The organism is Streptomyces umbrinus, from assembly GCF_030817415.1.
GTDB lineage: Bacteria > Actinomycetota > Actinomycetes > Streptomycetales > Streptomycetaceae > Streptomyces > Streptomyces umbrinus_A.
In genome coordinates this window covers 966,107-987,730 of record NZ_JAUSZI010000002.1, presented here as the reverse complement: position 1 = coordinate 987,730, position 21,624 = coordinate 966,107, and the positions used below count along the sequence as shown (strand labels likewise).

19 protein-coding genes and 1 pseudogene are annotated in these 21,624 nt (G+C 69.7%); 12 read left to right on the top strand and 8 right to left on the bottom strand.

Features of this window, described 5'->3' with window-relative positions; all coding sequences use genetic code 11:
• Position 1: 1 nt before the first annotated feature.
• Both QF035_RS05115 and QF035_RS05110 read left to right on the top strand, forming a co-directional pair.
• Positions 2 to 997, top strand: a complete 996-nt coding sequence (locus tag QF035_RS05115; RefSeq protein WP_307518486.1) for a carbohydrate ABC transporter permease — start codon at positions 2 to 4, stop codon at positions 995 to 997.
• Positions 994 to 1,830: a carbohydrate ABC transporter permease gene (locus QF035_RS05110; RefSeq protein WP_307518484.1), complete on the top strand. Its 837-nt coding sequence runs from the start codon at positions 994 to 996 to the stop codon at positions 1,828 to 1,830. The genes QF035_RS05115 and QF035_RS05110 overlap by 4 nt, the downstream gene beginning before the upstream one ends.
• A gap of 26 nt (positions 1,831 to 1,856) precedes the next feature.
• On the opposite strand, the gene QF035_RS05105 is transcribed toward QF035_RS05110, so the two are convergent.
• Positions 1,857 to 2,321 carry an SRPBCC family protein gene (locus QF035_RS05105; protein WP_307518482.1) on the bottom strand — a complete coding sequence of 155 codons (465 nt, stop codon included), beginning with the start codon at positions 2,319 to 2,321 and terminating at the stop codon, positions 1,857 to 1,859.
• A 113-nt stretch (positions 2,322 to 2,434) separates the two neighbouring features.
• Positions 2,435 to 2,840: pseudogene (gene tnpA, locus QF035_RS05100) on the bottom strand (IS200/IS605 family transposase).
• Between tnpA and QF035_RS05095 the strand changes: the two are divergent.
• Positions 2,824 to 4,038: an RNA-guided endonuclease InsQ/TnpB family protein gene (locus QF035_RS05095; protein ID WP_307518480.1), complete on the top strand. Its 1,215-nt coding sequence runs from the start codon at positions 2,824 to 2,826 to the stop codon at positions 4,036 to 4,038. The pseudogene tnpA and the gene QF035_RS05095 overlap by 17 nt on opposite strands.
• Before the next feature lie 32 nt (positions 4,039 to 4,070).
• On the opposite strand, the gene QF035_RS05090 is transcribed toward QF035_RS05095, so the two are convergent.
• A complete protein-coding gene (locus QF035_RS05090) occupies positions 4,071 to 4,658 on the bottom strand; it encodes a DUF5707 domain-containing protein (protein ID WP_307518478.1) in 588 nt (195 codons plus the stop codon).
• 328 nt (positions 4,659 to 4,986) lie between these two features.
• Between QF035_RS05090 and QF035_RS05085 the strand changes: the two genes are divergently transcribed.
• Both QF035_RS05085 and QF035_RS05080 read left to right on the top strand, forming a co-directional pair.
• Complete coding sequence (locus tag QF035_RS05085; protein ID WP_307518476.1) at positions 4,987 to 7,380, top strand: sensor histidine kinase; 2,394 nt, start codon at positions 4,987 to 4,989, stop codon at positions 7,378 to 7,380.
• A complete protein-coding gene (locus QF035_RS05080) occupies positions 7,377 to 8,060 on the top strand; it encodes a response regulator (RefSeq protein ID WP_307518474.1) in 684 nt (227 codons plus the stop codon). The genes QF035_RS05085 and QF035_RS05080 overlap by 4 nt, the downstream gene beginning before the upstream one ends.
• Positions 8,061 to 8,100: 40 nt before the next feature.
• On the opposite strand, the gene QF035_RS05075 is transcribed toward QF035_RS05080, so the two are convergent.
• Positions 8,101 to 8,616 carry a Rid family hydrolase gene (locus QF035_RS05075; protein ID WP_307518472.1) on the bottom strand — a complete coding sequence of 172 codons (516 nt, stop codon included), beginning with the start codon at positions 8,614 to 8,616 and terminating at the stop codon, positions 8,101 to 8,103.
• Between the two features lie 74 nt (positions 8,617 to 8,690).
• On the opposite strand from QF035_RS05075, the gene QF035_RS05070 reads away from it, so the two are divergent.
• Positions 8,691 to 9,719 carry a GlxA family transcriptional regulator gene (locus QF035_RS05070; protein WP_307518471.1) on the top strand — a complete coding sequence of 343 codons (1,029 nt, stop codon included), beginning with the start codon at positions 8,691 to 8,693 and terminating at the stop codon, positions 9,717 to 9,719.
• On the opposite strand, the gene QF035_RS05065 is transcribed toward QF035_RS05070, so the two are convergent.
• Positions 9,697 to 12,558, bottom strand: a complete 2,862-nt coding sequence (locus QF035_RS05065; RefSeq protein ID WP_307518469.1) for an ABC transporter substrate-binding protein — start codon at positions 12,556 to 12,558, stop codon at positions 9,697 to 9,699. The two genes, QF035_RS05070 and QF035_RS05065, sit on opposite strands and share 23 nt — an antisense overlap.
• Positions 12,559 to 12,706: 148 nt before the next feature.
• Here QF035_RS05065 and QF035_RS05060 point away from each other — a divergent pair, with 148 nt between their 5' ends.
• The 4 genes from QF035_RS05060 (at position 12,707) to QF035_RS05045 (ending at position 16,497) form a co-directional block, all read left to right on the top strand.
• On the top strand, positions 12,707 to 13,429 hold the full coding sequence (locus QF035_RS05060) for a hypothetical protein (RefSeq protein ID WP_307518467.1): 723 nt from the start codon (positions 12,707 to 12,709) through the stop codon (positions 13,427 to 13,429).
• Positions 13,430 to 13,526: 97 nt separating this feature from the next.
• Positions 13,527 to 14,126 carry a cadmium resistance transporter gene (locus tag QF035_RS05055; protein ID WP_307518465.1) on the top strand — a complete coding sequence of 200 codons (600 nt, stop codon included), beginning with the start codon at positions 13,527 to 13,529 and terminating at the stop codon, positions 14,124 to 14,126.
• Between the two features lie 182 nt (positions 14,127 to 14,308).
• The gene (locus QF035_RS05050) at positions 14,309 to 14,752 is read left to right on the top strand and encodes a hypothetical protein (protein WP_307518463.1); all 444 of its coding nucleotides are present in this window, start codon (positions 14,309 to 14,311) and stop codon (positions 14,750 to 14,752) included.
• A gap of 230 nt (positions 14,753 to 14,982) precedes the next feature.
• Complete coding sequence (locus QF035_RS05045) at positions 14,983 to 16,497, top strand: FAD-binding oxidoreductase (RefSeq protein ID WP_307518461.1); 1,515 nt, start codon at positions 14,983 to 14,985, stop codon at positions 16,495 to 16,497.
• 9 nt (positions 16,498 to 16,506) lie between these two features.
• Here the strand turns inward: QF035_RS05045 and QF035_RS05040 are convergent, their stop codons facing one another.
• Positions 16,507 to 17,889, bottom strand: a complete 1,383-nt coding sequence (locus tag QF035_RS05040; RefSeq protein ID WP_307518459.1) for an FAD-binding oxidoreductase — start codon at positions 17,887 to 17,889, stop codon at positions 16,507 to 16,509.
• Between the two features lie 40 nt (positions 17,890 to 17,929).
• Positions 17,930 to 18,910 (bottom strand): antibiotic biosynthesis monooxygenase, encoded by a 981-nt coding sequence (locus QF035_RS05035; protein ID WP_306935835.1) that lies wholly within the window; start codon positions 18,908 to 18,910, stop codon positions 17,930 to 17,932.
• Between the two features lie 78 nt (positions 18,911 to 18,988).
• Between QF035_RS05035 and QF035_RS05030 the strand changes: the two genes are divergently transcribed.
• Positions 18,989 to 19,555, top strand: a complete 567-nt coding sequence (locus QF035_RS05030; protein ID WP_266756413.1) for a nucleoside deaminase — start codon at positions 18,989 to 18,991, stop codon at positions 19,553 to 19,555.
• A gap of 31 nt (positions 19,556 to 19,586) precedes the next feature.
• On the opposite strand, the gene QF035_RS05025 is transcribed toward QF035_RS05030, so the two are convergent.
• Positions 19,587 to 20,531, bottom strand: a complete 945-nt coding sequence (locus QF035_RS05025; RefSeq protein ID WP_307518456.1) for an AraC family transcriptional regulator — start codon at positions 20,529 to 20,531, stop codon at positions 19,587 to 19,589.
• Positions 20,532 to 20,639: 108 nt separating this feature from the next.
• On the opposite strand from QF035_RS05025, the gene QF035_RS05020 reads away from it, so the two are divergent.
• A complete protein-coding gene (locus QF035_RS05020; protein WP_307518454.1) occupies positions 20,640 to 21,620 on the top strand; it encodes an oxidoreductase in 981 nt (326 codons plus the stop codon).
• Positions 21,621 to 21,624: the final 4 nt, after the last annotated feature.

The window sequence follows — 21,624 nt, the reverse complement described above, 5'->3', positions numbered from 1 at the left end:
CATGCCCACCGCGTCCGACACGACGGAAACGACGAAAGCGGCGTCGGCGGGGCCCTCCGGAACAGGGGGCACCCCGCCCGGCCGCGGCGTGCAACGAGGCCGCCGCAAGCCGGAGTTCACCGCCCGGCGCGGCTTCCTGATCGCCGCCTTCATGGCCCCGGCCGCGGTCTTCGTGGCGGTCTTCACGTACTACCCGATGATCGCCGGCAGCCAGATGGCCTTCCGCAAGTGGAAGCTGACGGACCTGACCGACACCTCCTGGGTGGGCCTGAAGAACTTTCGCGACGTCTTCGCCGACCCCGCGTGGGGCACCGTGCTGGGCAACACCGGGATCTGGGTGTTCGGTTCGATCGTGCCCCAACTGGTGATCGGGTTCGCCCTGGCGCTGTGGCTGCGCAAGAAGTTCCGCTTCCGGGGCCTCTACCAGGCGCTCATCTTCTTCCCTTGGGCGATCTCCGGCTTCCTCATCGGCATCCTCTTCCGCTGGATGTTCAACAGCGAGTTCGGCGTCGTCAACGACCTGCTGCAGAAGGTTGGCCTGATCGACGAGCCGGTCGCCTGGCTGGCCGACCCGAAGACGGCCATGTTCGCCGTCGTGGTCGCCAACATCTGGTACGGCGTCACCTTCTTCACCATCATGATCCTGGCCGCGCTGCAGTCCATCCCCGAGGAGCTGTACGAGGCGGCGGCGCTCGACGGTGCGGGGAAGGTGCGCACCCTCTTCCAGATCACCATTCCGTACATCCGGGTCACGCTCGCGCTGACTGTCCTGCTGCGCGTCATCTGGATCTTCAACTTCCCCGACCTGATCTTCGGGATGACCGGCGGCGGGCCGAACAACGAGACGCACATCGTGACCACCTGGATGATCAAGATCACTCAGCAGGGCGACTACGGCAGGGCCTCCGCGCTCGGGCTCATCGTCGTCGCCACGCTGCTGGTGTTCGCGGTCTTCTTCCTCCTGGCCACGCGTGAGAAGCGAGAGGTGAAGTCGTGATCGGCAAGGAGTCCACGGCGGGCCGGGCCACCAAGTTCACCTTCCTGGGACTGTGGCTGGTCTTCACGGTCTTCCCGCTCTACTGGATCACCATCACGTCCCTGAAGGCGCCCGGCGACATCTTCGCCTTCCCGATCGCGTACTGGCCCGAGCACTTCTCGCTGGAGAACTACAGCGGGCTCTTCGGCAAGGCCGACTTCGGCGTCTACCTCACCAACAGCCTCATCGTCGCGTTCGTGGCGGGCGCGGTGGCCACCGCGATCTCGATGCTGTCGGCCTACGTGCTGGCCCGCTTCGAGTTCCGCACCAAGTCCGCCCTGCTGATGGCCGCGCTGGTCACCCAGATGATCCCGACCTTCATCGCGCTGGGGCCGCTGTACCTGCTCATGACCGACCTCAACCTGGTCGACAACAGGCTCGGACTCATCCTCGTGTACGTCGCCGTGTGCATCCCCTTCTGCACGGTGATGCTCCGCGGCTTCTTCGAGAACATCCCGGACGCGCTCGAGGAGGCCGCCATGATCGACGGCCTGTCCCGGTTCGGAGCACTGTTCCGGGTGCTGCTGCCGGTGATGCGTCCCGGGATCGTGGCCGCGTTCATCTTCAACTTCGTCAACTGCTGGAACGAGCTGTTCCTGTCGGTGACGCTGATGAACAGCGACAGCAACAAGACCGTCCCCACGGCCCTGAACGGCTTCATCTCCAGCTTCAACATCGACTGGGGATCCATGTCCGCGGCAGCGGTGCTCACCATCCTGCCGACGATGCTGCTGTTCGCCTTCGCCAGCCGCCACATCGTCCAGGGGCTCACCGCCGGAGCGGTGAAGGGATAGGTGAAGGGCGGAGGGCCGTGTGTGGATCAGCCGCTGCGGCCCTCCAGTGCTGCGGCGATGTCGTCGAGGTCCTTGGCGATGGCCTTGCTGACCGCCCGCGCGCCCAGGCCGCCCATGATCTTGGCCAGCAGGCCCGCGACCCCACCGGTCGCCACGGCCGAGAACGTCATGCGGGCCGTCGTCGTCACCGGGCCGTCGGCTCGCAGCACCCACTCCGAGATGTAGTGCGAGCCGTGGGACTCGGCCTCCACCACATACCGCTCGGGTGGCTCGCTGGCCGTCACCCACATCTCCTCGGTGGCGTCCTTGCCGAACATGCGCCGCGTCTCCCGCCACCGCGTACCGACGCCGAAGGCGCCCTCCGTGAGGACCTCGACCTTCGAGACGCTGCTGAGGACGTGCTGCATGCCGGCCAGGTCGGTGATGGCCTCCCACACCGGTCCCTGGGCCGCGGCGATGCGCCGCTCGACGACGACACTTCTGCTGGTCATGGTTCCCGTCCTTTGATCTTCGCAGGGAATCCCGGCCTTCAAGCCTGGCGGGAATGCGATCTTCGGCCCAGAGGAGCGAAGTGCCGGAGTTCTCTGCGTCTGCGGCGTGTCGGTCAGGCCGGCCGTTTCTGGTTGTCGATGTAGTCCTTGACGATGCTCCGTGGTGGGCCTCCGCAGGATCCTGCGGAATACGACGGGGACCAGAAGACGGCTCCCGTGCCGATCTGGTTGATCCGGCCGGTGTACTCCGCGCGCCGGTATCGGGAGCTGACGCTCTTGAGGCTGTTGACGAGTTTGGACAGGGCGATTTTCGGTGGGTAGTGGACGAGCAGGTGGACGTGATCGCCTTCGCCGTTGAACTCCCGCAGCTCGGCGTTGAAGGACTGGCACACATCCCGCATGATCTCCTCGCAGCTCATCAGCATGTCGTTATCGAAGACCTCCCGCCGGGTACTTTGTGACAAACACCAAGCGTGAACTCGACCGGAGGGGGGTGGGCTGGGTGATCCGCGCGTACAAGTTCCTGCTGCGGCCCACCGTCCGGCAGGCCCAGGCGCTGGCCGAGATGCTGCGGGATCACTGCTCCCTCTACAACGGGGCGTTGCAGGAACGGCGTGACGCCTACCGGCATGTCTCGAAGACCAGCGTCAAGTACGGCGGCCAGTCGGCGCAGCTCAAGGACATCCGGGCGTTCGACCCGGAGCGCCAGGGGCGCTGGTCGTTCTCCTCGCAGCAGGCCACCCTGCGCCGCCTGGACAAGGCGTTCGCCGCGTTTTTCCGTCGTGTCAAGTCCGGTGAGACGTCCGGTTACCCGCGCTTTCGCGGGGTGAGCTGGTTCGACACGGTGGACTTCCCCAAGGACGGCGATGGCTGCCGCTGGGATTCCACCCCGCACGACCCGGCCACCCGCGTCCGCTTCCAGGGCGTCGGGCATGTGAAGGTCAACCAGCACCGTGCCGTGGCAGGCCGGGTCAAGACGGTGTCCGTGAAGCGTGAGGGCCGTCGGTGGTTCGTCGTGCTGACCGCCGAACAGGACCAGCCGGAGCCGCTGCCGGTGACCGGCAGCGTGGTCGGCATCGACCTGGGCATCGCGAACTTCCTCGCCGACTCAGGCGGCGGGTTCGTCCCCAACCCGAGACACGGCCGTAGGGCTGCCGCAAAGCTCGAAGCCGCGCAGCAGGCTCTGTCCCGGTTCCCGCGTTGTAAGGCCAAGGACCGTACCGCCAACCACCAGCGGGCCGTGGACCGGGTCGCCCGCCTGCACGGCAAGGTACGGCGTCAGCGGCTCGACCACGCGCACAAGACCGCTCTCGGCCTGGTTCGTGCGCACGACGTCATCGCGCACGAAGACCTCACGATCCGCAACATGAGCAAGGCCCCCGCGCCGAAACCCGACCCCGACCAGCCGGGAATCTTCCTGCCCAACGGGTCATCGGCGAAGGCCGGACTGAACCGTTCGATCGCTGATGCCGGTTGGGGGGTGTTCCTGACGATCCTGCACGCCAAGGCTGAAAGCGCCGGACGGGAAGTGATCGCCGTTAACCCCCGCAACACCTCCCGCCAGTGCCCCGAATGCGGGCACACCGTCAAGGAGAACCGGCCCACCCAGGAAGAGTTCCACTGCCTAGCCTGCGGCCACACCGCACACGCCGACACAGTGGGAGCCACCAACGTATTACGGGCCGGGCTGGTCCGTCGCAACGCCAACCCGGCGTAACGAGAAGCCCCCGGCTCCAGCCGGGGGAGGAGTCACGAAAGCACCAGGGTCCGACCCGACAACCGACAACGGCCTGATGACCGCACAAGGCGACCTGCGGCTCGCCCTCGGTCACCGACCCGAACGGCCGGGCGCCCCGAGGCGCCCCGGCCGCGGTGGTGGGTCAGCGCGTGACGTCGAAGGACGCGGCCGCGGGACACGAACGTCGTGTCCCCGTCCTTCGCCGCCGCGAGCGCCGAGACGTACCAGGTGCCCTGGGCCAGCTCGGCCGCCTCCTCCTTCGTGACCCGCAGCGTGTAGGTGCAGCGGGACGTCTCGTCCGTCGTGCTCCTGCACGTGGCGCTGTCCACGGACCGGAGCTCCGCCTCGGTCGGGTCGAGCTTCGAACTCGCGGGCCACGCAAGGACCTTGAGGCTTCGGATGCCCGAGTCGTCACTCACGTCCGCGGTGAAGGTGAGTTTGCCCGCGCCGCTGTCGGACGGGGCCACGTAGCGGGCCGAGCCGTTCTTGAGGGTCGGCTCGGTGGCGGCGGAGGCCGAGGCCACGGCAAAGCCACCGGCGGTAATTCCGCCAACGACGAAAACACCGATGAGCGACGACACGAGAATGCGCTTGGACATGGGAGATCCCCCTGAATTCGTTTCGGAGCAGATGTTTTCACCTGCGGAAAGACACGGAAAGCGTGCACATAATGGCGATTCGAGGAAAGTAGGCGAACCGCTGGTCGATCGCCTTCTCGATGGGATCGAGCTTATGGCGCGAGACAATGCGCGGTCCTCGCGCTGAGGGATGATTGCCGTCTCGAACCGGAGATAGAGGAACGCTCCCGGGCAGTCCACCGGCCGTCCGTCATCCCGGCGCCACCGCATCTGCAACCCAGGTAAGAGAACGAAATCCGACTTCAGCCGGAGCCGGGCCGCTCACCTGCGGCCATAGCCTTGATCCGCCATGAACCGAACCGACATCGACATCGACACCGACGACCGGCTGCTCCCGGTCCTGCTGCTCTGCGCCCAGGCCGTGGTGTGGCCCGGGGCGGCACTGGTGCGCGGAGCCGTCCCGCCCTCGTCCTCCCTTCTCCTGGCGGCCCTGGTCGCCGGACTGGTGACGGCCGCCCTCGCTCTCCGCCGTACCGGCCCGGTCGTCACCCTCCTTGTGGTCGCCGCCGCCTGTGCGGTGGGCGCCGGTCCGCTGCCCACCGGGGCGACGGCGCTGTTCGGAACCGCGGGTGTCGCGCTGGCCCTGTTCACCGTGGCGACCGAACGAGACACCTTCACCACCGTGTTGTGCGTGGTGACGCTCGCCGTCTGGCAACTGCTGTACGGCCTCACCCTGCACGGCCTCAGCGACCGGAACGGACTCGACCTCGTCCTGACGGCTCTGCTGTACGCCGTCGCGTGCGGCGCGGGCCTCCTCGTACGCAGGGCCCGTCGCGCCCGGCGAACGGCCGAACAACTGCTGAGTCGAGCCGAGACAGAGCGGCACCGCCTTCCGGCGGTCGAACGGCGCCGTATGGAAAGGGAGTTGCACGACGTCAGCGCCCACCATCTGACGGCCGTGGTGGTCACGGCGGGGGCGGCGCTCGGGCTGCGGGACCGTCGCCCCGAAATGGCCGACGAGGCACTGGAGTTCGCGGCCGAGACCGGCCGCGAGGTCACCCGGGCACTCGGCGCGGTGCGGGCGCCGGCGCCCTCGCGGGAGGACCTGCCGTCGCCGGAGGAACGGCTGCGGGGCCTGGTCGCGGGGTTCCGCCGGCTGGACCAGGAGGTCGACTGCGAGATCGACCCTCTGCCGGACGGCGCCGTGGCGGACGCGGCGTACGGCATCGTGCGCGAGGCGCTGACCAACGTGGCCCGGCACGCTCCCGGTGCGCAGACGAGGGTGCTGTGCCGGTACGGCGACACGCGCACGGACGTCGTGGTCACGAGCGCGGCACCGCCGGCCGGTTCGGCGGCACACGGTGCGGGCCTCGGCGGCGGACGCGGCCAGGGCTTCCTGCGTTCCCGGGCACGGGAGGCGGGCGGCACGCTGACCAGCGGTCCGACGGCGGACGGCGGTTGGGAGGTGCGCGCGGTGCTGCCCGGCCGGACCGCCGCCCCGGTGGAGAGGTCGGCTCCGTGGAGCTACCGCCTGGCGCAGGTGACGGCAGCCGTCGGCCTGTGCGTGCAGCCGCTGCTCCCGGTGCTGGTCGTCCGGACGGAGACCGCGTCGAGCAGCTCGCACGTGTCCGCGGGGGTCCTCTTCGCGTTGCTCGCCGCGGCACAGGCGGTCGCGCTGCTGTGGCTGCGCCGGGCGCCCCGCGCCGCCCAGGGCGTCCTGCTCGGTCTGGCCCTGCTCTGGCCGCTGGCGATGGCCACCGGCGAGTACACCGGTCCGGTCCTCCTGCCACCGGCGCTGAGCATGCTCGCCACCTGCGCGGCGCTGGCCGCGGACGGGGCCCGTACCGCTGCCGCTGCCTCGGACGAGACACACCCCGCTGCCGGTTCGTCCTCTGCCGAAATCCGTCGGCGCGCAATCCTGACGGCCCTGTCGGCCCTCCCGGTAGCGGCCGTGGTGGTGCACGCGGCGGCCGCGACCGCCGCCGTCCTGGACCGGGGCACGACCATCCCCGCCTGGGCGGTCGCCGCCTCGGCGACGTCCGGGGCATCCCTGGTGGTCGGCGCCGCCCGCCGGGCCGGAACTCTGCGCGGGCGGCGCGACCGGGTCGCCCGTGGCACCCGGGACGATCGCCTCGCCACCTGGACCGAGGAGGCCGTCCGGGACGCGTGGGCCGAGCGCCGCCGGATCGCCGCCGGGCTGGAGACCACAGTGCTGGCGCGCACCGCCGGAATGGTCGCGGAGGCGGAGGCGGGCCGCCTCGACACGACCGCCGAACGAGCCCGCGAGGCCCTGGCCGCGATGCGCGCCCTGCTCGACACGGTCCGAGGAGGTGAGGCGGAGCCCGAACTAAGGCCGCAGCCAACCCTTCAGGCCCTCGACCTGCTCGCCCACCAGAGCCGGGCCACCGGCCGCGACGTCGAGATACGGCTGACCGATCGCGTGCCGGAGCGATTGCCCACCGTGGTGGACCTGGCCGCCTACCATGCCGCCGAGATCATGCTGGCCGCCGGCGGGGATGAGCCTGCGGTGCTCGGACTCGACGCGGACGACGGTACGTTGACGCTCACGGCCACCGGGGTACCTCGCGCTGCCCGGCCCGCCGTACGGGAACGGCTGGTGGCGAGGGTCGCGGCGCTCGGCGGCACCCTGACCACCGATGCGCCGAACACGCTCCGCCTCCGGCTGCCACTCGTTCCGGAGCAGAGCCACGAAGAGCAGAGCCACGAAGAAGGGGAGCGATGAGTCTCAGAGTGCTGGTCGTCGACGACCAAGGCGTCGTACGGGCGGGGTTCGCCGCCATGATCGACGCCGAGGAGGACATGACGGTCGTCGGCGAGGCCGCCGACGGCGCCGCCGCGGTACGCCTCGCCGAAGAACTGGCGCCCGACGTGGTCGTCATGGACGTCCGGATGCCCGAACTGGACGGCATCGCTGCCACCCGGATCATCACCGGCCGCCAGGACGCGCCCCGCGTCCTCGTGTTGACCACCTTCGACCTCGACGCGTACGTCTTCGACGCGCTGCGCGCGGGTGCCTCCGGATTCCTGCTCAAGGACGTGCATCCCGCCGAACTACTGCACGGCATCCGGGTGGTGGCCACGGGCGAGAGCGTGCTCGCCCCGTCCGCGACACGGCGGCTCATCGGCCACTACGCGTCCGGGGCGGGCACCGGGACCCGTGCCGACCCCGGCCCCCGCGAGCTGGACAGCCTGACCGGCAGCCAACGAAACGTCCTCACCCTGGTCGCGTCCGGGCTCAACAACTCGGAGATCGCCGAAGAACTCGGCATCACCGTCGGCACCGTGAAGTCCCACGTCAACGCGCTGCTGCGCAAACTCGGGCTGCGCGACCGCGTACAGGTCACGATCCTGGCGTACGACCTCGGCCTCGCCCGCCCGAACCCCCCGGGCGCCCACCTGTGAAGGCCCGGCGCCGCGCACGCGTCACGGCCCGACCGGCCCGTCAGACTCGCGCCACGAACTTCACCTCGACCAGTAGCTCGGGGAAGGCCAATCGGGGGGTGCCGATCATGGTGCTTGCCACCTGGGGGTCCGGCCGTCCGTAGGCTTCCTTGCGCACCGGCCCCGCCGCAGCGTCACCCGCATCGGCATCGACCACGTAGAGGACTTCGTCGACGACGTCGTCCAGCGACGCGTCGAAACGCTTCAGCAATTCTGCCGCGTTGGCATAGCACTGGCGCAACTGCTCACCCATGTTGGAAAAGTCGGTGACCAGCCCGTCCTCATTCACCGGAGCGGGGGCGACGAGTTCCGTCCCGTCGTGTGCCACCTGGCCGGAGAGGTAAATGGTATCGCCGCGCTTTACCGCCTGAACGTACCCGTAGCTTTCTTCCCAGGGGACTCCGAAGCTTTCGACCTGATCTGCGTCTGCCCTGCTCATATCGCTCCGATCGCGAAAAGTGAGTTCCCAAGAACGGTATGGGGCCAGGTTGAGATGGAACAGAAGCAGCCGTGCCACTTTCAGCAAGGATCGTGCCGGAACCGCAGGCCGGGCCCGATGCCGAGCCCGTGAGCTAGCCTGGAGAGAGGTGGGTGGGCAGTAGGGGGCACGGAGATCAGGGGGCGCAGTTGCGATCCGGAGACGACCGGACCATTGTCGCGATCCTTGCGATGCCGCGAGCGTATTCACTGGACGTCAGCATCCCGGCGCATGTGTTTGGTCAGCACCCGGGTTATCAAGTCTTCGTGTGCGGCGACCGGAATCTCGACGCGGTCGACGATTCGAGCGACGGCCCATCGCGCATCGATGTGGCCGCGGACATCAGGCCGACCCACTCGCTCTCAGATGTGGAGTATGCCGATATCGTCGTGGTCCCGGGCTATGAGAACCCGAGTCTCCCCATCCCGGAGGGCTATCTGAAGGCAGTGCGGCTCGCGGGCGAGCGGGGCGCCCGGACAGTCGCCGTCTGCACGGGTGTTTTCGCGCTCGCGGCCACTGGAATGCTTGATGGGAAGACGGCGACGACGCACTGGCAGTACACCGACCGACTTCGGACGACGTATCCCGGAGTCGAGGTCGCCGAGAACCGGCTGTTCGTCGAGGACGGGGCAGTTCTCACGTCCGCGGGTGCGGGATCGGGAATCGACGCATGTCTCCACGTCATCCAGAGCGATTTCGGAACGACAGTCGCCGAGGACGTGGCGAAGGACGTCGTCCTCTCCACTGCCCGCAGTGCGAACGAGCCACAGTACGTGGACGGTTCGCCCCCTCCGCGCGCCGGCCTTCAGGCGACCCGGGAATGGGTGATCGAGAACATTGGATCCGCGATCACCGTGCAGCGGATGGCGGACCACAGCCGGCTCTCGCGGAGAACCTTCATTCGCCACTTCGTGCGCGAGACAGGTATGCCGCCCATGCACTGGGTCGCCCGGCAGAGGATCCTCGGCGCGCGCCGACTCCTCGAATCCTCCGACTGGTCTGTGGAGAGGATCGCCGGAGCGGCGGGGTTCGGCACGGCCGCGAATTTCCGCAACATCTTCCGACGAGAGGTGGGAGTGACCCCGACCGCCTACCGGAAGACACATGCGGCGACGGCCGTCACTCGGTCACATACGCGTTGAGCGGCGACAGCCCGTCCAGGTCCACCTGGACCCCCTTCAGCTTGGAGCTGTAGAGGAACGTGCGCACAGGCACGTACACCGGAATGGCCGCCGCCTGCTCCATCACCCGGCGGTCGACGGTGGACCACTTCTCGCCCGCGGCCGCCAGGTCGGCCGTCCCATTGGCCACGTCGATCGCGTCGTTGACCGCCGTGCTGTTGAGCCGGGAGAAGTTGGAGGTCGTCGGGTAGGTGTAGCGGCCGTCGAAGGAGTCCGGCAGGAACGCCGACGCCAACGGGAGGCCGCTGATGTTCATCGGCAGGCGGGCCAGGTCGTACGCGCCGTCGCCCACGTTCTCGTAGATGTCGGAGACGTCGACGTCCTTCAGCGCCACCCGGAAACCGGCCTTGTCCAGGGCCTTCTTCACCGCTTTCGCCCGTGCCTCGTCGGCTGTCGTCGCATAGGCGAGGGTCAGCGGGAAGCCCGTCTCGCCGGCCTCGGTGAGCAGAGCGCGGGCCTTGGCGGGGTCACCGTGCGCCCCGGCCCCGTACAGATCGAAGTCGCGCGAACCGGGGATGCCCGGTGGCATGAGGTGGTGCGTGGCCACGCCGTCCTCGCCGCTCGCGGCCAGGACGTCCGCTGCCGGATACGCGGTGGCGATGGCCTGACGGACCTTCAGCTTCGGTACGCGTTTGGTGTCGATGGAGTACGCGTGTACGTAGGGGGCCGGTGACGTCACCCGGACCGTGCCGCTGCCGGTGGCGCCGTCCGTCGTGCCCAGCCCGTCCTTGTCCAGCGAGCCGGAGAACGTCATCACGGCCGACTTCGAACCGGCCGTGCGGATCCGGGACTTGATCTCGTCGAGGGTCAGCGAACCGGTGATCTCGTAGCGGTCGGGATACGCGGTGCGCACCGGGTCCGAGTTCGCGCGCCACTTCGGGTTGCGGGTGAGCGTGAGGTTCTTGGCGCCGGTGAAGGAGTCGACCTGGTACGGGCCCGTCGACGGCAGGAGTGTGGAGGTGCCGGAGATGTCGGAGACCCGCTCCGGCACGGGTGCGCCGTTCGGGCCGGCCAGGACGACGTTGAAGTCGGGGTGGGCGCCGTCGAGGTGGAAGACGATCGTGCGGTCGTCCGGGGTCTCGATGACGCCCGGCGGCATCTCGTGCTCGCCACCGATACCGTCCGCGTCCTCGGGACCGAGTAGGAAGCTGCGCAGGGTGCGGTCGCCCATCGGGAACTTGTCGGGGTCGAGGGCGCGCTTGACCGCGAACGCGAAGTCCTGGGCGCGTACGGGCGATCCGTCGTTGTAGGTGAGGCCCGGTTTGAGGGTGAACGTCCAGTCGCGGCCCCCCAGCGACGGCCGGCCGGTGTCCTCGGCGAGGTCCCCGACGAGTTGGACGGAACCGTTGGGCAGGGTTTCGAGGGTGGTCAGGCTGCGGTAGACGAGGCGGGAGATCAACCGGTCGGCCCCGGACCACATGTTGCCCGGGTCGAGAGTGGTGATACCCCCCGGTTCGAGGACCGTGACCTTGCCGCCCTTGGTGGCGCCCCGCACCGCCGGGGCGGGGCCCTTGGCGTCGGCGTCGGAGCCGAGCGTGAGGGTCTGGGTCTTCGCCACCGCGGCCACAGTGCCGGCACCGGCCTTCTGCCCGCCGGGGCCGCTCTTCCCACTCCCCTCGTCGCCGTCGTCGCCGCCGAAGGGCTGGACGACCGAGAAGATGACCACGAGCGCGGTGACGACCGCGGAGGCCGCGATCCATGTGACGCGCCGCCCGCGAAGTCGAGCCGCCGGAAGAGCGGGCGGCTGCTTCGGGTGCGGCGGCGCGAGCAGGTACGAGGTGGGGTCGGGGCTGGTGGTTGTGGCGCCCGCCGCCAGTCGCTGCCGGGCCGAGGCAGGTGCGGAGGGCCCCGGTTCGGGCGATACGTCGGCCGGGCTCCCGGGTGCCGTGGAGGCGGAGTCCTGCCCCAAAGGCGGGGTGCGGTCCGGTAGTTGGGCCGGTTCGGCGGAGGCAGGGACCTGCGGCGCGGGCAGGGCCAGTCTCTCGAAAACCGCCCGTGCCTCCTCCGCCGTCGGCCGCTCGTCGACCGGCTTCGCCAGCATCCGCCCCACCAGCTCGTCCCACTCGGGGGCGAGCCCCGGACGCCGTACGGACGGCTTCTCCGGTGTCTCGTACACATGGCTGTGCATCAGTGCGGGCGCCGACGTCGAGTCGAAGGGCGGTGCGCCGGTGAGCATCTCGTACACCGTGCAGCCCAGCGCGTACACGTCCGTACGGCCGTCGTCCGCGCCCCGCGTGAAGCGCTCGGGAGCCATGTAGGGGAGGGTGCCGATGGGGGAGTCGGTGGTCGCGGTGAGCCGGCCGCCGGTCGCCGCGTCGAGGAACTTGGCGATGCCGAAGTCGAGCACCTTGACCGTGCCCTCGTCGGTGAGCATCACGTTCGCCGGTTTGATGTCGCGGTGCACGATGCCGGCCCGGTGTGCGGTCGCCAGGGCCCGGCAGACCTGTGCCGCGAGTTCCGCGACCCGCTCCGGGGGCAGCGGCCCTCCGTCCAGCAGCTCGCCCACGGTCCGGCCCGAGAGCAACGGCATGACCAGGTAGGGGACTTCACCGTCCGCCCCGTGGTCGAAGACCGGCACGATGTACGAGCTGTCCAGTGCGGCGGCGGCCCGCGCCTCCCGCCCGAACATGGCGAGCAGCCGCTCCCGCTCGGCGCCGGCCGTGCCGGGTGGCAGGCTCAACAGCTTGACGGCGACCGGGCGTTCGAGCCGCGCGTCCCTGGCCCGCCACACCACGCCCATGCCGCCGGCACCGATCCGCTCCGTGAGCGTGTACCGGCCGTCCAGGACCGTGTCGCGCATCCCCGCCCCCACTCGCTCAAGGAATCAGCGGTCTCAATGTACCTACGCACAAGGGGAGTTGAGCGGTTCCCGGGTGAGGTGCGGGGGCTTGCGTGACCGATGCGTTCGTCTCATGCTTGCCGCGACGCCGAGGCAGGGGGGCCTTGAGATGCGAAACGGGCGTGTCCTACGAGCTGCCGCCGTACTGGGTGCACTGGTGGTGTGGGCGACCGGCTGCTCGGACGGCGACGACGAAGCGAGTGGATCGTCGGCGCCACCGACCGTGTCGGCCCCGGCCTCGGTCGGGACCCCGTCGAGCAGCCCGTCCAAGCCGGCGTACTACGACAACGACGACAACGTGCTGATGGCCAAGGGTGACTGCTACGGGCCCCCGAGGGGTGACGAGCAGGGTCATGCCGTGGAGATGCCCTGCGACGACCCCGACGCCATCGGCAAGGTCCTCAAGCGCGTCGAGAAGAAGACGACCGTGTACACCTACATCGACTGTTCCGACTCCACGGACGACGTGCTGGGCATCAGCGGCGATCCCGGATGGGAGGTCGCGGGCTCGCGTGACTACCTCAAGTACGTGGCCGGTGTGGGCTATGCCTGCGTACGCAACCTCAAGGCCCCGCACCCCGGCGAACCGGGCCAAGGCGGTATGGAGATCCGCGTCGGTGACTGCCTGGAGGCTTCGGACACGGGTGACAAGTACGAGGAGGTCCCCTGCGAAGGGGAGGTGCTGCCCGACGTCAAGGTCATCGGCGAACCGGACCTGGACAACAACTGTCCGCGCAAGGACGACACCCAGCTGACGGAGGAGTCGATCCTGAACGTGGCCGGGCTGGGCGGCGGTCCGGTGTACTGCGCGAGGGCATTCGCGGAGCTGTGAGGGGTGTGCGCACGGCGGCCGGCTCCCGGTGCCGCTCTTTGCACGGTTCCGCGTAGGGTCGTCCAGCTTCTGTCGTGCGAGTAGGGCGGGCTGGTTCGTGGACCTGGGCATCATCGGGCAGGCAGTCGGACTGTTCGCCGTCACCAACATCGACGACATCCTGATCCTGGCGCTGTTCTTCGCCCAGGGCGCCGGGCACCGCGGGTCCAACCGCAGGATCGTGCTGGGCCAGTACCTCGGGTTCGCCGCGATCCTGGCCGTGGCCGTGGCCGCCGCGCTGGGTGCCACCTTCCTGCCCGAGCCGGTCGTCCCGTACCTCGGTCTCCTGCCCCTCGCCCTTGGCCTCAAGGCGGCCCGGCAGGCATGGAAAAACCGTGGTGAGGACGGCGACGACGAGGACCGGGAACAGGCGGGCGGACCGACCTCCGTGGCGGTGGCCGCCGTGACCTTCGCCAACGGCGGGGACAACATCGGCGTCTACGTTCCCGTGTTCGCCACCGCCGGCATCGGCGGGATGAGCGTGTACGCCGCGGTGTTCCTGATCCTGGTTGCCGTGTGGTGCTTCGCGGGCAGGTTCTTCGCCGCCCGTCCGGTCGTCGCCAAGGCGCTCGCCCGCTGGGGCCACGTCCTGCTGCCCGTCGTCCTCATCGCCATCGGCCTGCTCATCCTCATCGAGGGTGGCGCCTTCGGGCTCTGACCCGGCCTGTCCGAGCCCGGTTTCGGAGGCTCTGGTCCCAGATGAGCGCCCGGAATCGGCCAACGGGAGTGCCGTCGAGGACCGAGTGGGAGAATCCCCTTCCTGGGGCCGCCCGCTACGGCCATGGGACGGTCGGTGCATCTCTCCGTCGGCGCCCGGGAGGACCGGAAGGAACCGTCAGCGTGATCGAGTGGGTGTTTCTCAGCGCCGGGGCAAGGCCCGTCCCTCGGCCGGTCGCGACCCCGCTGGTGTGGGCCGCGGCTTTCGGCGGTGCCCTGTTGCTGGTGGCCACCCTCAACGCCCTCGTCGGTCCCGACCGGCCCGCGCTCGCGCTGGCGGCGCTGTCCCTGCTGGCCGCACTGCTGGGCGGGCGCTCACGCTTCACCGCGGCTCCCGGTACGGCCGCGCTGTGCTGGCTGTTCCTCAACGCCTTCGCCATCCCGCCCCTGGGCACCCTCAGCTGGGCCGGACACCGCGACACGTTCTGGCTCAGCTGTCTGCTCGCGGCGGCTCTCATCGGCACGGCGGTCGCTCGCCTCGTCCATGCCCGCGCCGCCTACCGCCGCATAGCCGCGGGAGCCGGCCCCGCGGCGTGGGAACCGGGCGAGCGCCCGGAGGACGCCTGACCGTCACCGGGGGCGCACGCAGGCCCGGGTACGTACCCGGCCCCAGGGGTCGGGCCTTGATCGTGCGTGGCCCGTTCGCATGAAGCTTGTCTGTCCCGGGGTGTCAGAACCCGCACCCCACTCCGTCCTTCTCCATCGTGAGCCCTGCCTGGGCTGGGGATCTTGCGCAGAGCACGTGCACGATTCCCACGCCTCCGGCATCCGGACACCAAGTGCGAAGGGGCGTACCTGTGGAGACTGGCCGACGAGATGTCCTGCGTACCGGAGGAGCCGTCGCGGCCGCCGGGGCCGCGATCGCGCTGGGTGGCGGAAACGGCCCGGCCTTCGCCTCCGCCCGCCGGACGGCCCTCGTCGGGGGAGCGGAGTCCGGCGCATGGCGCGAGCTGGCCAGGAGCCTGAGCCCGGCCGCCCGGCTGTACCGACCGGGGCAGCCGGAGTACGCCGCCCGTGCGACGGCCGACAACCAGCGCTACGCGTACGTGCGTCCTGCCGGGGTGCTCGCCTGCGCGACGGAGAGCGACGTACAGACGGCGGTGCGGTGGTGCGCGAAACACGGAGTGCCGCTCGCTCCCCGCTCCGGCGGTCACAACTACGCCGGCTACTCCACCACCCCGGGCCTGGTGGTCAGCCTGCGCGCGATGAATCAGGTCGTGCCGCGAGGGCATGAGCTGCGGCTCGGCGGAGGCGCCACCAACTCCGACGTGTACGCCGCCCGCGCCGCGAACCTGTACTTCCCCGGTGGCCGTTGCCCCGAGGTGGGCGTGGCGGGCCTGACCCTCGGCGGCGGCCTCGGCTTCAACGACCGCAAGTGGGGCCTGACTTGCGACCGGCTCACGGAGACGCGACTCGTACTGGCCGACGGCAGCCTCGCCCGCGCGGCCGAGGACGAGAACCCGGACCTGTTCTGGGCCTGCCGCGGCGGAGCAGGCGGCAACTTCGGCATCAACACCGCGTTCACCTTCGCCGCCGTACCCGTGGGCAGGCTGCGCGCCACCGTCTTCCACCTCACCTACCCCCTGCACGTGGCCGTCGATGTGCTGGAGGAGCTGCGGGACATCCTCGACACGGACCGCGACAACGACTTCGACGTACGCATCGGCTTCAAGCACGCCGGCGACGGCACGGCCGCCCTCGCCCTGCTCGGGCAGCGGCTGGGCGACGAGGACGGACTGCTCCGCCGGTTCGCACCGCTGCTGCGCCTGCGCCCTGCCCAGGCGGTCATCGAGGAACGCGGCTTCTGGTCCGCGCAGGACTTCCTGATGGAGACCCCCGGTCCGAAAGAGGCCTACGCCTCCAAGTCCCTCGTCCCCCATCAGTGGCCCGGCCCCGACACCGTGGCGGCCATCGCCGACTGGACCCGCAACTGGCGCCCGGGACCGGGCCGCAGCACCGGCTACGTGACCCTGTTCGCCATGGGCGGCGACACCGCGACACGACGACCGGACGAAACGGCCTACCCCCACCGGGAAGCCGCCTTCGTGATCGACATCGGCACCCACTGGAAGCCGGCCGCCCCGCCCGCCCAGGTGCGCGGCCTGCTGGAACAGACCCGCGCCGCCCACCACATGCTGCGCCGTCACCTGAACACCGACGCCGCCTACGTCAACTTCCCCGACCCGGACCTGCGCGACTGGCGGCACGCCTACTACGGCGCCAACTACGACCGCCTGGTCGACGTCAAACGCCGGTGCGACCCCGCCGCCCTGTTCCGCTACCAGCAGGCCGTCGGCCGCCCACAGCCCTGAGCCTGGGCCTTACGGCGTGAGGTAGGTGTGGAAGACGTTCGCGGGGTCGTACGTGGCCTTGAGGGCCTGTAGCCGCTCCCAGTCCTCCGGGGTGTACGACCTCCGAGCGCGGGAGGCGTCGGCGGTGAGGTCGGCCTCGGCGACGTAGTGGCCGGTTCCGTACGGCTCGACGGCACGCATGGTGTCCCGGAGCCAGCGGGTGTTGGCGCTGTCCGCCGCCGGGTCGTCCCAGATCGCGAAGGGGGCGACATAGGTCTCGCCCAGGACCGAGAAGGCCATGTCGTCGGAGAGGGAGCGGTCCCGGGAGGCGGGCCACAGGGGAGCGAGGACGAGCGACTGCTCGGAGGGGGCTCGGGCGAGTGAGGCGGCGAGGATCGGCAGCAGGGTCTCGTACCCGGTGTCCGACCACAGGGTGTCCACCGCGTTGCGGTGCTCGTGGGGCCAGAAGCCGGACGAGGTGCCGTACAGGTCCTCGAAGGTCTTCGGCTCATCCGTCTGTTGGAACAGGGCGAGTTCGGCGAACGGGCAGGCACGCAGTGGGTCCAGGCAGCGGACGGCCTCGTCCCGCGTGCGGGCGAAGGCGGCGCCGGTGAAGCTGATCACCTTGGGCCTCGGCGAAGCCGCCGTGATGTCCGGGGAGGCGGTCGAGAGCATGAAGGACGCCTCGACGTTCGCCGGAAGGAGCCGGGCCGCTTCGGTGGCCCAGCGGGTGACCCTTTCGACCTCGGTCAGGGGGAAGGTGTACGTGGTCTCGGCGACCGCCGCCGGAAGGTCGTGCAGTGTCACGTGGAAGCGGGTGGCGACCGCGAAGAAGCCGGGGCCAGCGCCGCGTGCGGCCCAGAAGAGGTCGGGGTTCTCGCTTCGGCTGCAGGTGACGGCCTCGCCGTCCGCCGTGACCACCTCGACCGCCTGCACGCCGGCGGCAGCCGGACCGTGAAGGCCCGAGTTCCAGCCGAGCCCACCGCTGAGGAGGTAGCCGCTCAGGGCGACGGGCCCGCAGTGCCCGGCCGGGAAGGCGAGGCCGTGCGGGGCGAGCGCGGCGACGAACTCCCGCCCGGTGAGCGCGGGTTGGACGGCCGCGGTGCGTGCGGCCGGATCGATCTCGCAGGCGTTGAGCGCCGAGAGGTCGATGAGCATGCCGCCGTCGCGCAGCGGGGAGCCGCACCAGCTGTGCCCATGGGAGCGAATGGCGACGCGGAGACCTTCGGAGCGGGCCAGCCGGACGGCCGCCCGGACATCGCTGTCCGAGGCGACCCGGACGATGAGGTCGGGAAAGCGCTCCGGCTTGAGGCCGTTCCACAGCATGGCCGACCAGGTGCTGTCGTAGGCGGCGTCGCCCCGCCGGACGATCTCCCCTTCGATCACTTCACTGCCCCCGCCAACTCCGCTCATGATGCGCTCCTCAGTCGGTGGTCAGTCGGGGCAGTCGGGGTCAGTCGGTGGTGGTCAGCCCGAAAATCAGGATGCACAGCCCCCAGCACAGCATCACGAGGGCCGCCCCCGCCACATGGGTCCGTACGGAACGCGCCCTGCTGGGCGCCAGCCAGAAGGCGAGAACCCGGTTCACCAAGGGCATCAGCAGCCAGGTCAGAATGGAGACGCTCAGCATGTTTCCGATGAACAGGCCGATATAGCCGGGCAGTCCGAGCTCGTCCAGCTCGAAACCGACCGTCAGATTCAGAACCATCACGGTGGGATACAGCGCCAGCACAACGGTCATGGCCTGTTTCCAGCTGGGCGGGACCGCCTCGTCCGCGCCTTCCCCGAAGCGGAACCAACCGCTGAACGCGGACTCCACCTTGCGCACGTCGTAGGAGTAGAAGTAGTCCCGGCCTTCCTCAAGGAGCTTTTCGCGGGCGCCCGACGCGAGCCACTCGTCGAGGTGTTCGTGGGTGTCGAATCTGAATACGACGACCCAGTTGTCCTGGATCCCCTCGACCGGCTTGAACAACTCGGTCCCCATGAAACCCGGGTACTTCTCCTGGGCCTTGAGGGCCTTGTCCTGCCACCGCATGAAGTCCTCTTCGCGGCCGGGCCGCACCTCGTGGGAGATGACCGCCGTGACGGCTTCCTCGTCCGGGGGCGGTGGAGTGCCGCCGACCAGGACCTCCTGGGTCGGTGTCCCGTCGAACAACGGACGTCCCTGGGCAAGCAGTTCCTGGCGCTCGCCGGATTCCAGCCAGGCGGTCAGCAGGTCGATACGGGAGAAGCGAAAGACCACCACCCATTCCCGCTCTTCACCGGCGCCCGGGGGATATATTTCCGTCCCCTCGAATCCGTCGAATGCGCGCACGGCATGGTTGGTCCGCTCCTGCCATCGCTCATAGTCGTCGGCGCGGCCTTCCCGCACCTTCTGGGAGGTCACAACGGTCGCACCGTCGCCGGTCGGGGCACGGATTGCACTGACACCCATGCGGAGTAGTCTAATTCCAAGGGGAGTTATCGGGCAATCGGGGCAGTTTTCCTCGGTGATGCCGAGCGGAGGTCCGACATGAGTCACAAGGAGTTTCTGACCGAAGCGGTACGGTTGGCGACCGAATCCGTCGATGAGGGCTGGGGCGGTCCGTTCGGTGCTGTGATCACCCGGGACGACGAAATCGTGGCCCGGGGTCAGAACCGCGTTCTGCTCACCGGCGACCCCACCGCGCACGCCGAAGTGGAGACCATCCGCAAGGCCGTGCAGCGTCTGAATCCCGAGGCTCCCTCGATATCGCCGGAACACCAGAACGAGAGCACGCTCGAATATGTGCCGCGCCCCGAAGGGTCCCCCGACCCGGTACCGGAGCGGGCCCGGATGCTCAAGGGCTGCTCGATCTACATCAGCGGCGCCCCCTGCCCGATGTGCATGAGCGCCATCTACTGGTCGCGGATCGACAACGTCTACTACAGCTGCGATCTGAAGGCCACACGCGAGATCGGCTTCGACGACGCCTTCCAGTACGAGGACTTCCAGAAGCCCCTCGACCAGCGCCGCATCCACGTAGAACAGATCCACCCCGAACTCGGCGCCCAGGCCTACGAAACCTGGTCGCACAAGCCGGACCGGCATCCCTACTGAAGCGGCATCCTCACCGGAGTCGCGGACGGGATCAGCTGTCGCTCGGACGAGTCCCGGCAGTGGCCTCTACCCGGTAGGCCCGCGGCGCCACGCCCACCGCCCGCTTGAAGGCGTTGCTGAAGGCGCTCTCGGAGGTGTAGCCGACGGAGCGGGCGAGGGTCGCGACCGGGGCGGTGTCCTGTCTCAGGGCCCGGGCGGCCAGGCTCATGCGCCAGTTCAGCAGGTAGGTCAGGGGCGGTACTCCGGCCGCCTCCTTGAACCGTACGGCGAACGTGGTGCGGGACATCGCCGCCGCTCGGGCGAGCTCCTCCAGCTGCCAGGGGTGGGCCGGGTCGCCGTGCATCAGGCGCAGCGCAGGGGCGAGCCGTTCGTCGGCAAGGGCGCGCAGCCAGCCGGGCGGGAGCCCTTCCGAGTCGGTCAGGCAGATCCGCAGCACCTGCACGAACATCAGCTGTGCGAGCTGGGCCGAGACGAACTCGACGCCGGCCCGGCGTGTCTTCATCTCCGTCGCCAACTGCCCGATGAGCCACCGCAGTACGCCTGCCTCGGGCGAGTCGGCCCGTACGTGGACGAGCTCCGGCAGCGCCCGGCGCAGCAGGTCACCGCGGTCCCGGCTCAGGTCGATGTGCCCGGACACGCATTCCACGTCCACGGCCTCTCCCTGGCCGAGCCGCTCCATCCGGGTCACCGGGTCCATGACGACGTCGTTGGAGTCCGTCGGCTCAACGCCGGGCCGGTTGCACAGCGTGTACGGCTGCCCGCCGTCGGAGACCACGACGTCCCCCTCGGTGAGCCGCACGGGTTCGCCGCCCGCCTCGCGGACCAGCAGGCAGCTGCCCCGCAGCACGGCGTTCACTTTGAGGCGGTCGCGTCCGCGCAGCTCGATGGCCCAGTCCCCGCCGGCCGTGAAGCCACCGGAGAACACGCTGCGGGCGTCGGCGACGGCCAGGGCGTCGGACAACGGGTCTGCGGTCATACTCGAACTATCACGCAAGTAATGCGGATTCTCAAGCATTCATCGTACGGATCAGTCGACCTACGGTGGTCTGGGCAGCTCGTCCTGAGGCTTGAGGAGAGACCAGACATGACCACCACACAGCACCCCCTGGGTTCCGGCTTCGGCGCCGCTTCGACCGCCGAGGAGGTGATCAAGGGGATCGACCTGACCGGCAAGGTGGCGATCGTCACCGGCGGCTACTCCGGCATAGGGCTGGAGACCGCCCGCGTCCTGTGCGCGGCCGGCGCCGAGGTCGTCGTACCGGCGCGGGACGTGGAGCGGGCCCGGACGGCGCTCAAGGGCGTACCCGGAGCCCAGGTCGAGCACCTGGACCTGCTGGACCCGGCGTCCATCGACACCTTCGCGGAGAAGTTCCTGGCGTCCGGGCGTCCCCTGCACCTCCTGGTCAACAGCGCCGGGATCATGGCGACCCCGCTGGCGCGGGACGCGCGCGGATACGAGGGGCAGTTCGCCACCAACCACCTGGGGCACTTCCAGTTGACCACCCGGCTGTGGCCCGCGCTGGTCGCGGCCGAGGGCGCGCGGGTCGTGGTGCTGTCGTCGCGCGGCATCCGCTTCGCCGGTGTCGACTTCGACGACCTGCACTTCGAGCACCGGGCCTACGAGCCCTTCCTGGCCTACGGGCAGTCGAAGACAGCCAACGCCCTGTTCGCCGTCGAGGTGGACCGGCGCGGGCAGGCGCAGGGCATCCGGGCGTTCGCCGTGCACCCGGGGCTCATCGTCGACGCGGGCCTGGTCAAGCACCTCGACCCGGCCGCACTCCAGGCCGCGGGCGCTCTCGACAGCGAGGGCAAGCCCGTCCGTGACCCCAAGCGCCAGATGAAGACCGTGCAGCAGGGCGCGGCCACCAGCGTCTGGTGTGCGACCAGCCCGCAGCTCGACGGTCTCGGCGGGGTCTACTGCGAGAACGTCGACATCAGCCCGCTGGTGACCCCCGGGAACGAGGCCGCCTGGGCCGGCGGCGACGGCCCGGGCGTACTGCCCCGCGCCGTGGACCCGGAGGCGGCCGCCCGCCTCTGGGAGGTCAGCGAACGGCTCACGGCCTGACCGT

Excerpts from the sequence above, each read along its gene's own strand:
- QF035_RS05090 (WP_307518478.1), bottom strand. The coding sequence starts at position 4,658 with ATGTCCAAGCGCATTCTCGTGTCGTCGCTCATCGGTGTTTTCGTCGTT.
- QF035_RS05085 (WP_307518476.1), top strand. The coding sequence starts at position 4,987 with ATGAACCGAACCGACATCGACATCGACACCGACGACCGGCTGCTCCCG.
- QF035_RS05020 (WP_307518454.1), top strand. The coding sequence starts at position 20,640 with ATGACCACCACACAGCACCCCCTGGGTTCCGGCTTCGGCGCCGCTTCG.
- QF035_RS05080 (WP_307518474.1), top strand. The coding sequence starts at position 7,377 with ATGAGTCTCAGAGTGCTGGTCGTCGACGACCAAGGCGTCGTACGGGCG.
- QF035_RS05060 (WP_307518467.1), top strand. The coding sequence starts at position 12,707 with ATGCGAAACGGGCGTGTCCTACGAGCTGCCGCCGTACTGGGTGCACTG.
- QF035_RS05115 (WP_307518486.1), top strand. The coding sequence starts at position 2 with ATGCCCACCGCGTCCGACACGACGGAAACGACGAAAGCGGCGTCGGCG.
- QF035_RS05030 (WP_266756413.1), top strand. The coding sequence starts at position 18,989 with ATGAGTCACAAGGAGTTTCTGACCGAAGCGGTACGGTTGGCGACCGAA.
- QF035_RS05025 (WP_307518456.1), bottom strand. The coding sequence starts at position 20,531 with ATGACCGCAGACCCGTTGTCCGACGCCCTGGCCGTCGCCGACGCCCGC.
- QF035_RS05105 (WP_307518482.1), bottom strand. The coding sequence starts at position 2,321 with ATGACCAGCAGAAGTGTCGTCGTCGAGCGGCGCATCGCCGCGGCCCAG.
- QF035_RS05040 (WP_307518459.1), bottom strand. The coding sequence starts at position 17,889 with ATGAGCGGAGTTGGCGGGGGCAGTGAAGTGATCGAAGGGGAGATCGTC.
- QF035_RS05065 (WP_307518469.1), bottom strand. The coding sequence starts at position 12,558 with ATGCGCGACACGGTCCTGGACGGCCGGTACACGCTCACGGAGCGGATC.
- QF035_RS05035 (WP_306935835.1), bottom strand. The coding sequence starts at position 18,910 with ATGGGTGTCAGTGCAATCCGTGCCCCGACCGGCGACGGTGCGACCGTT.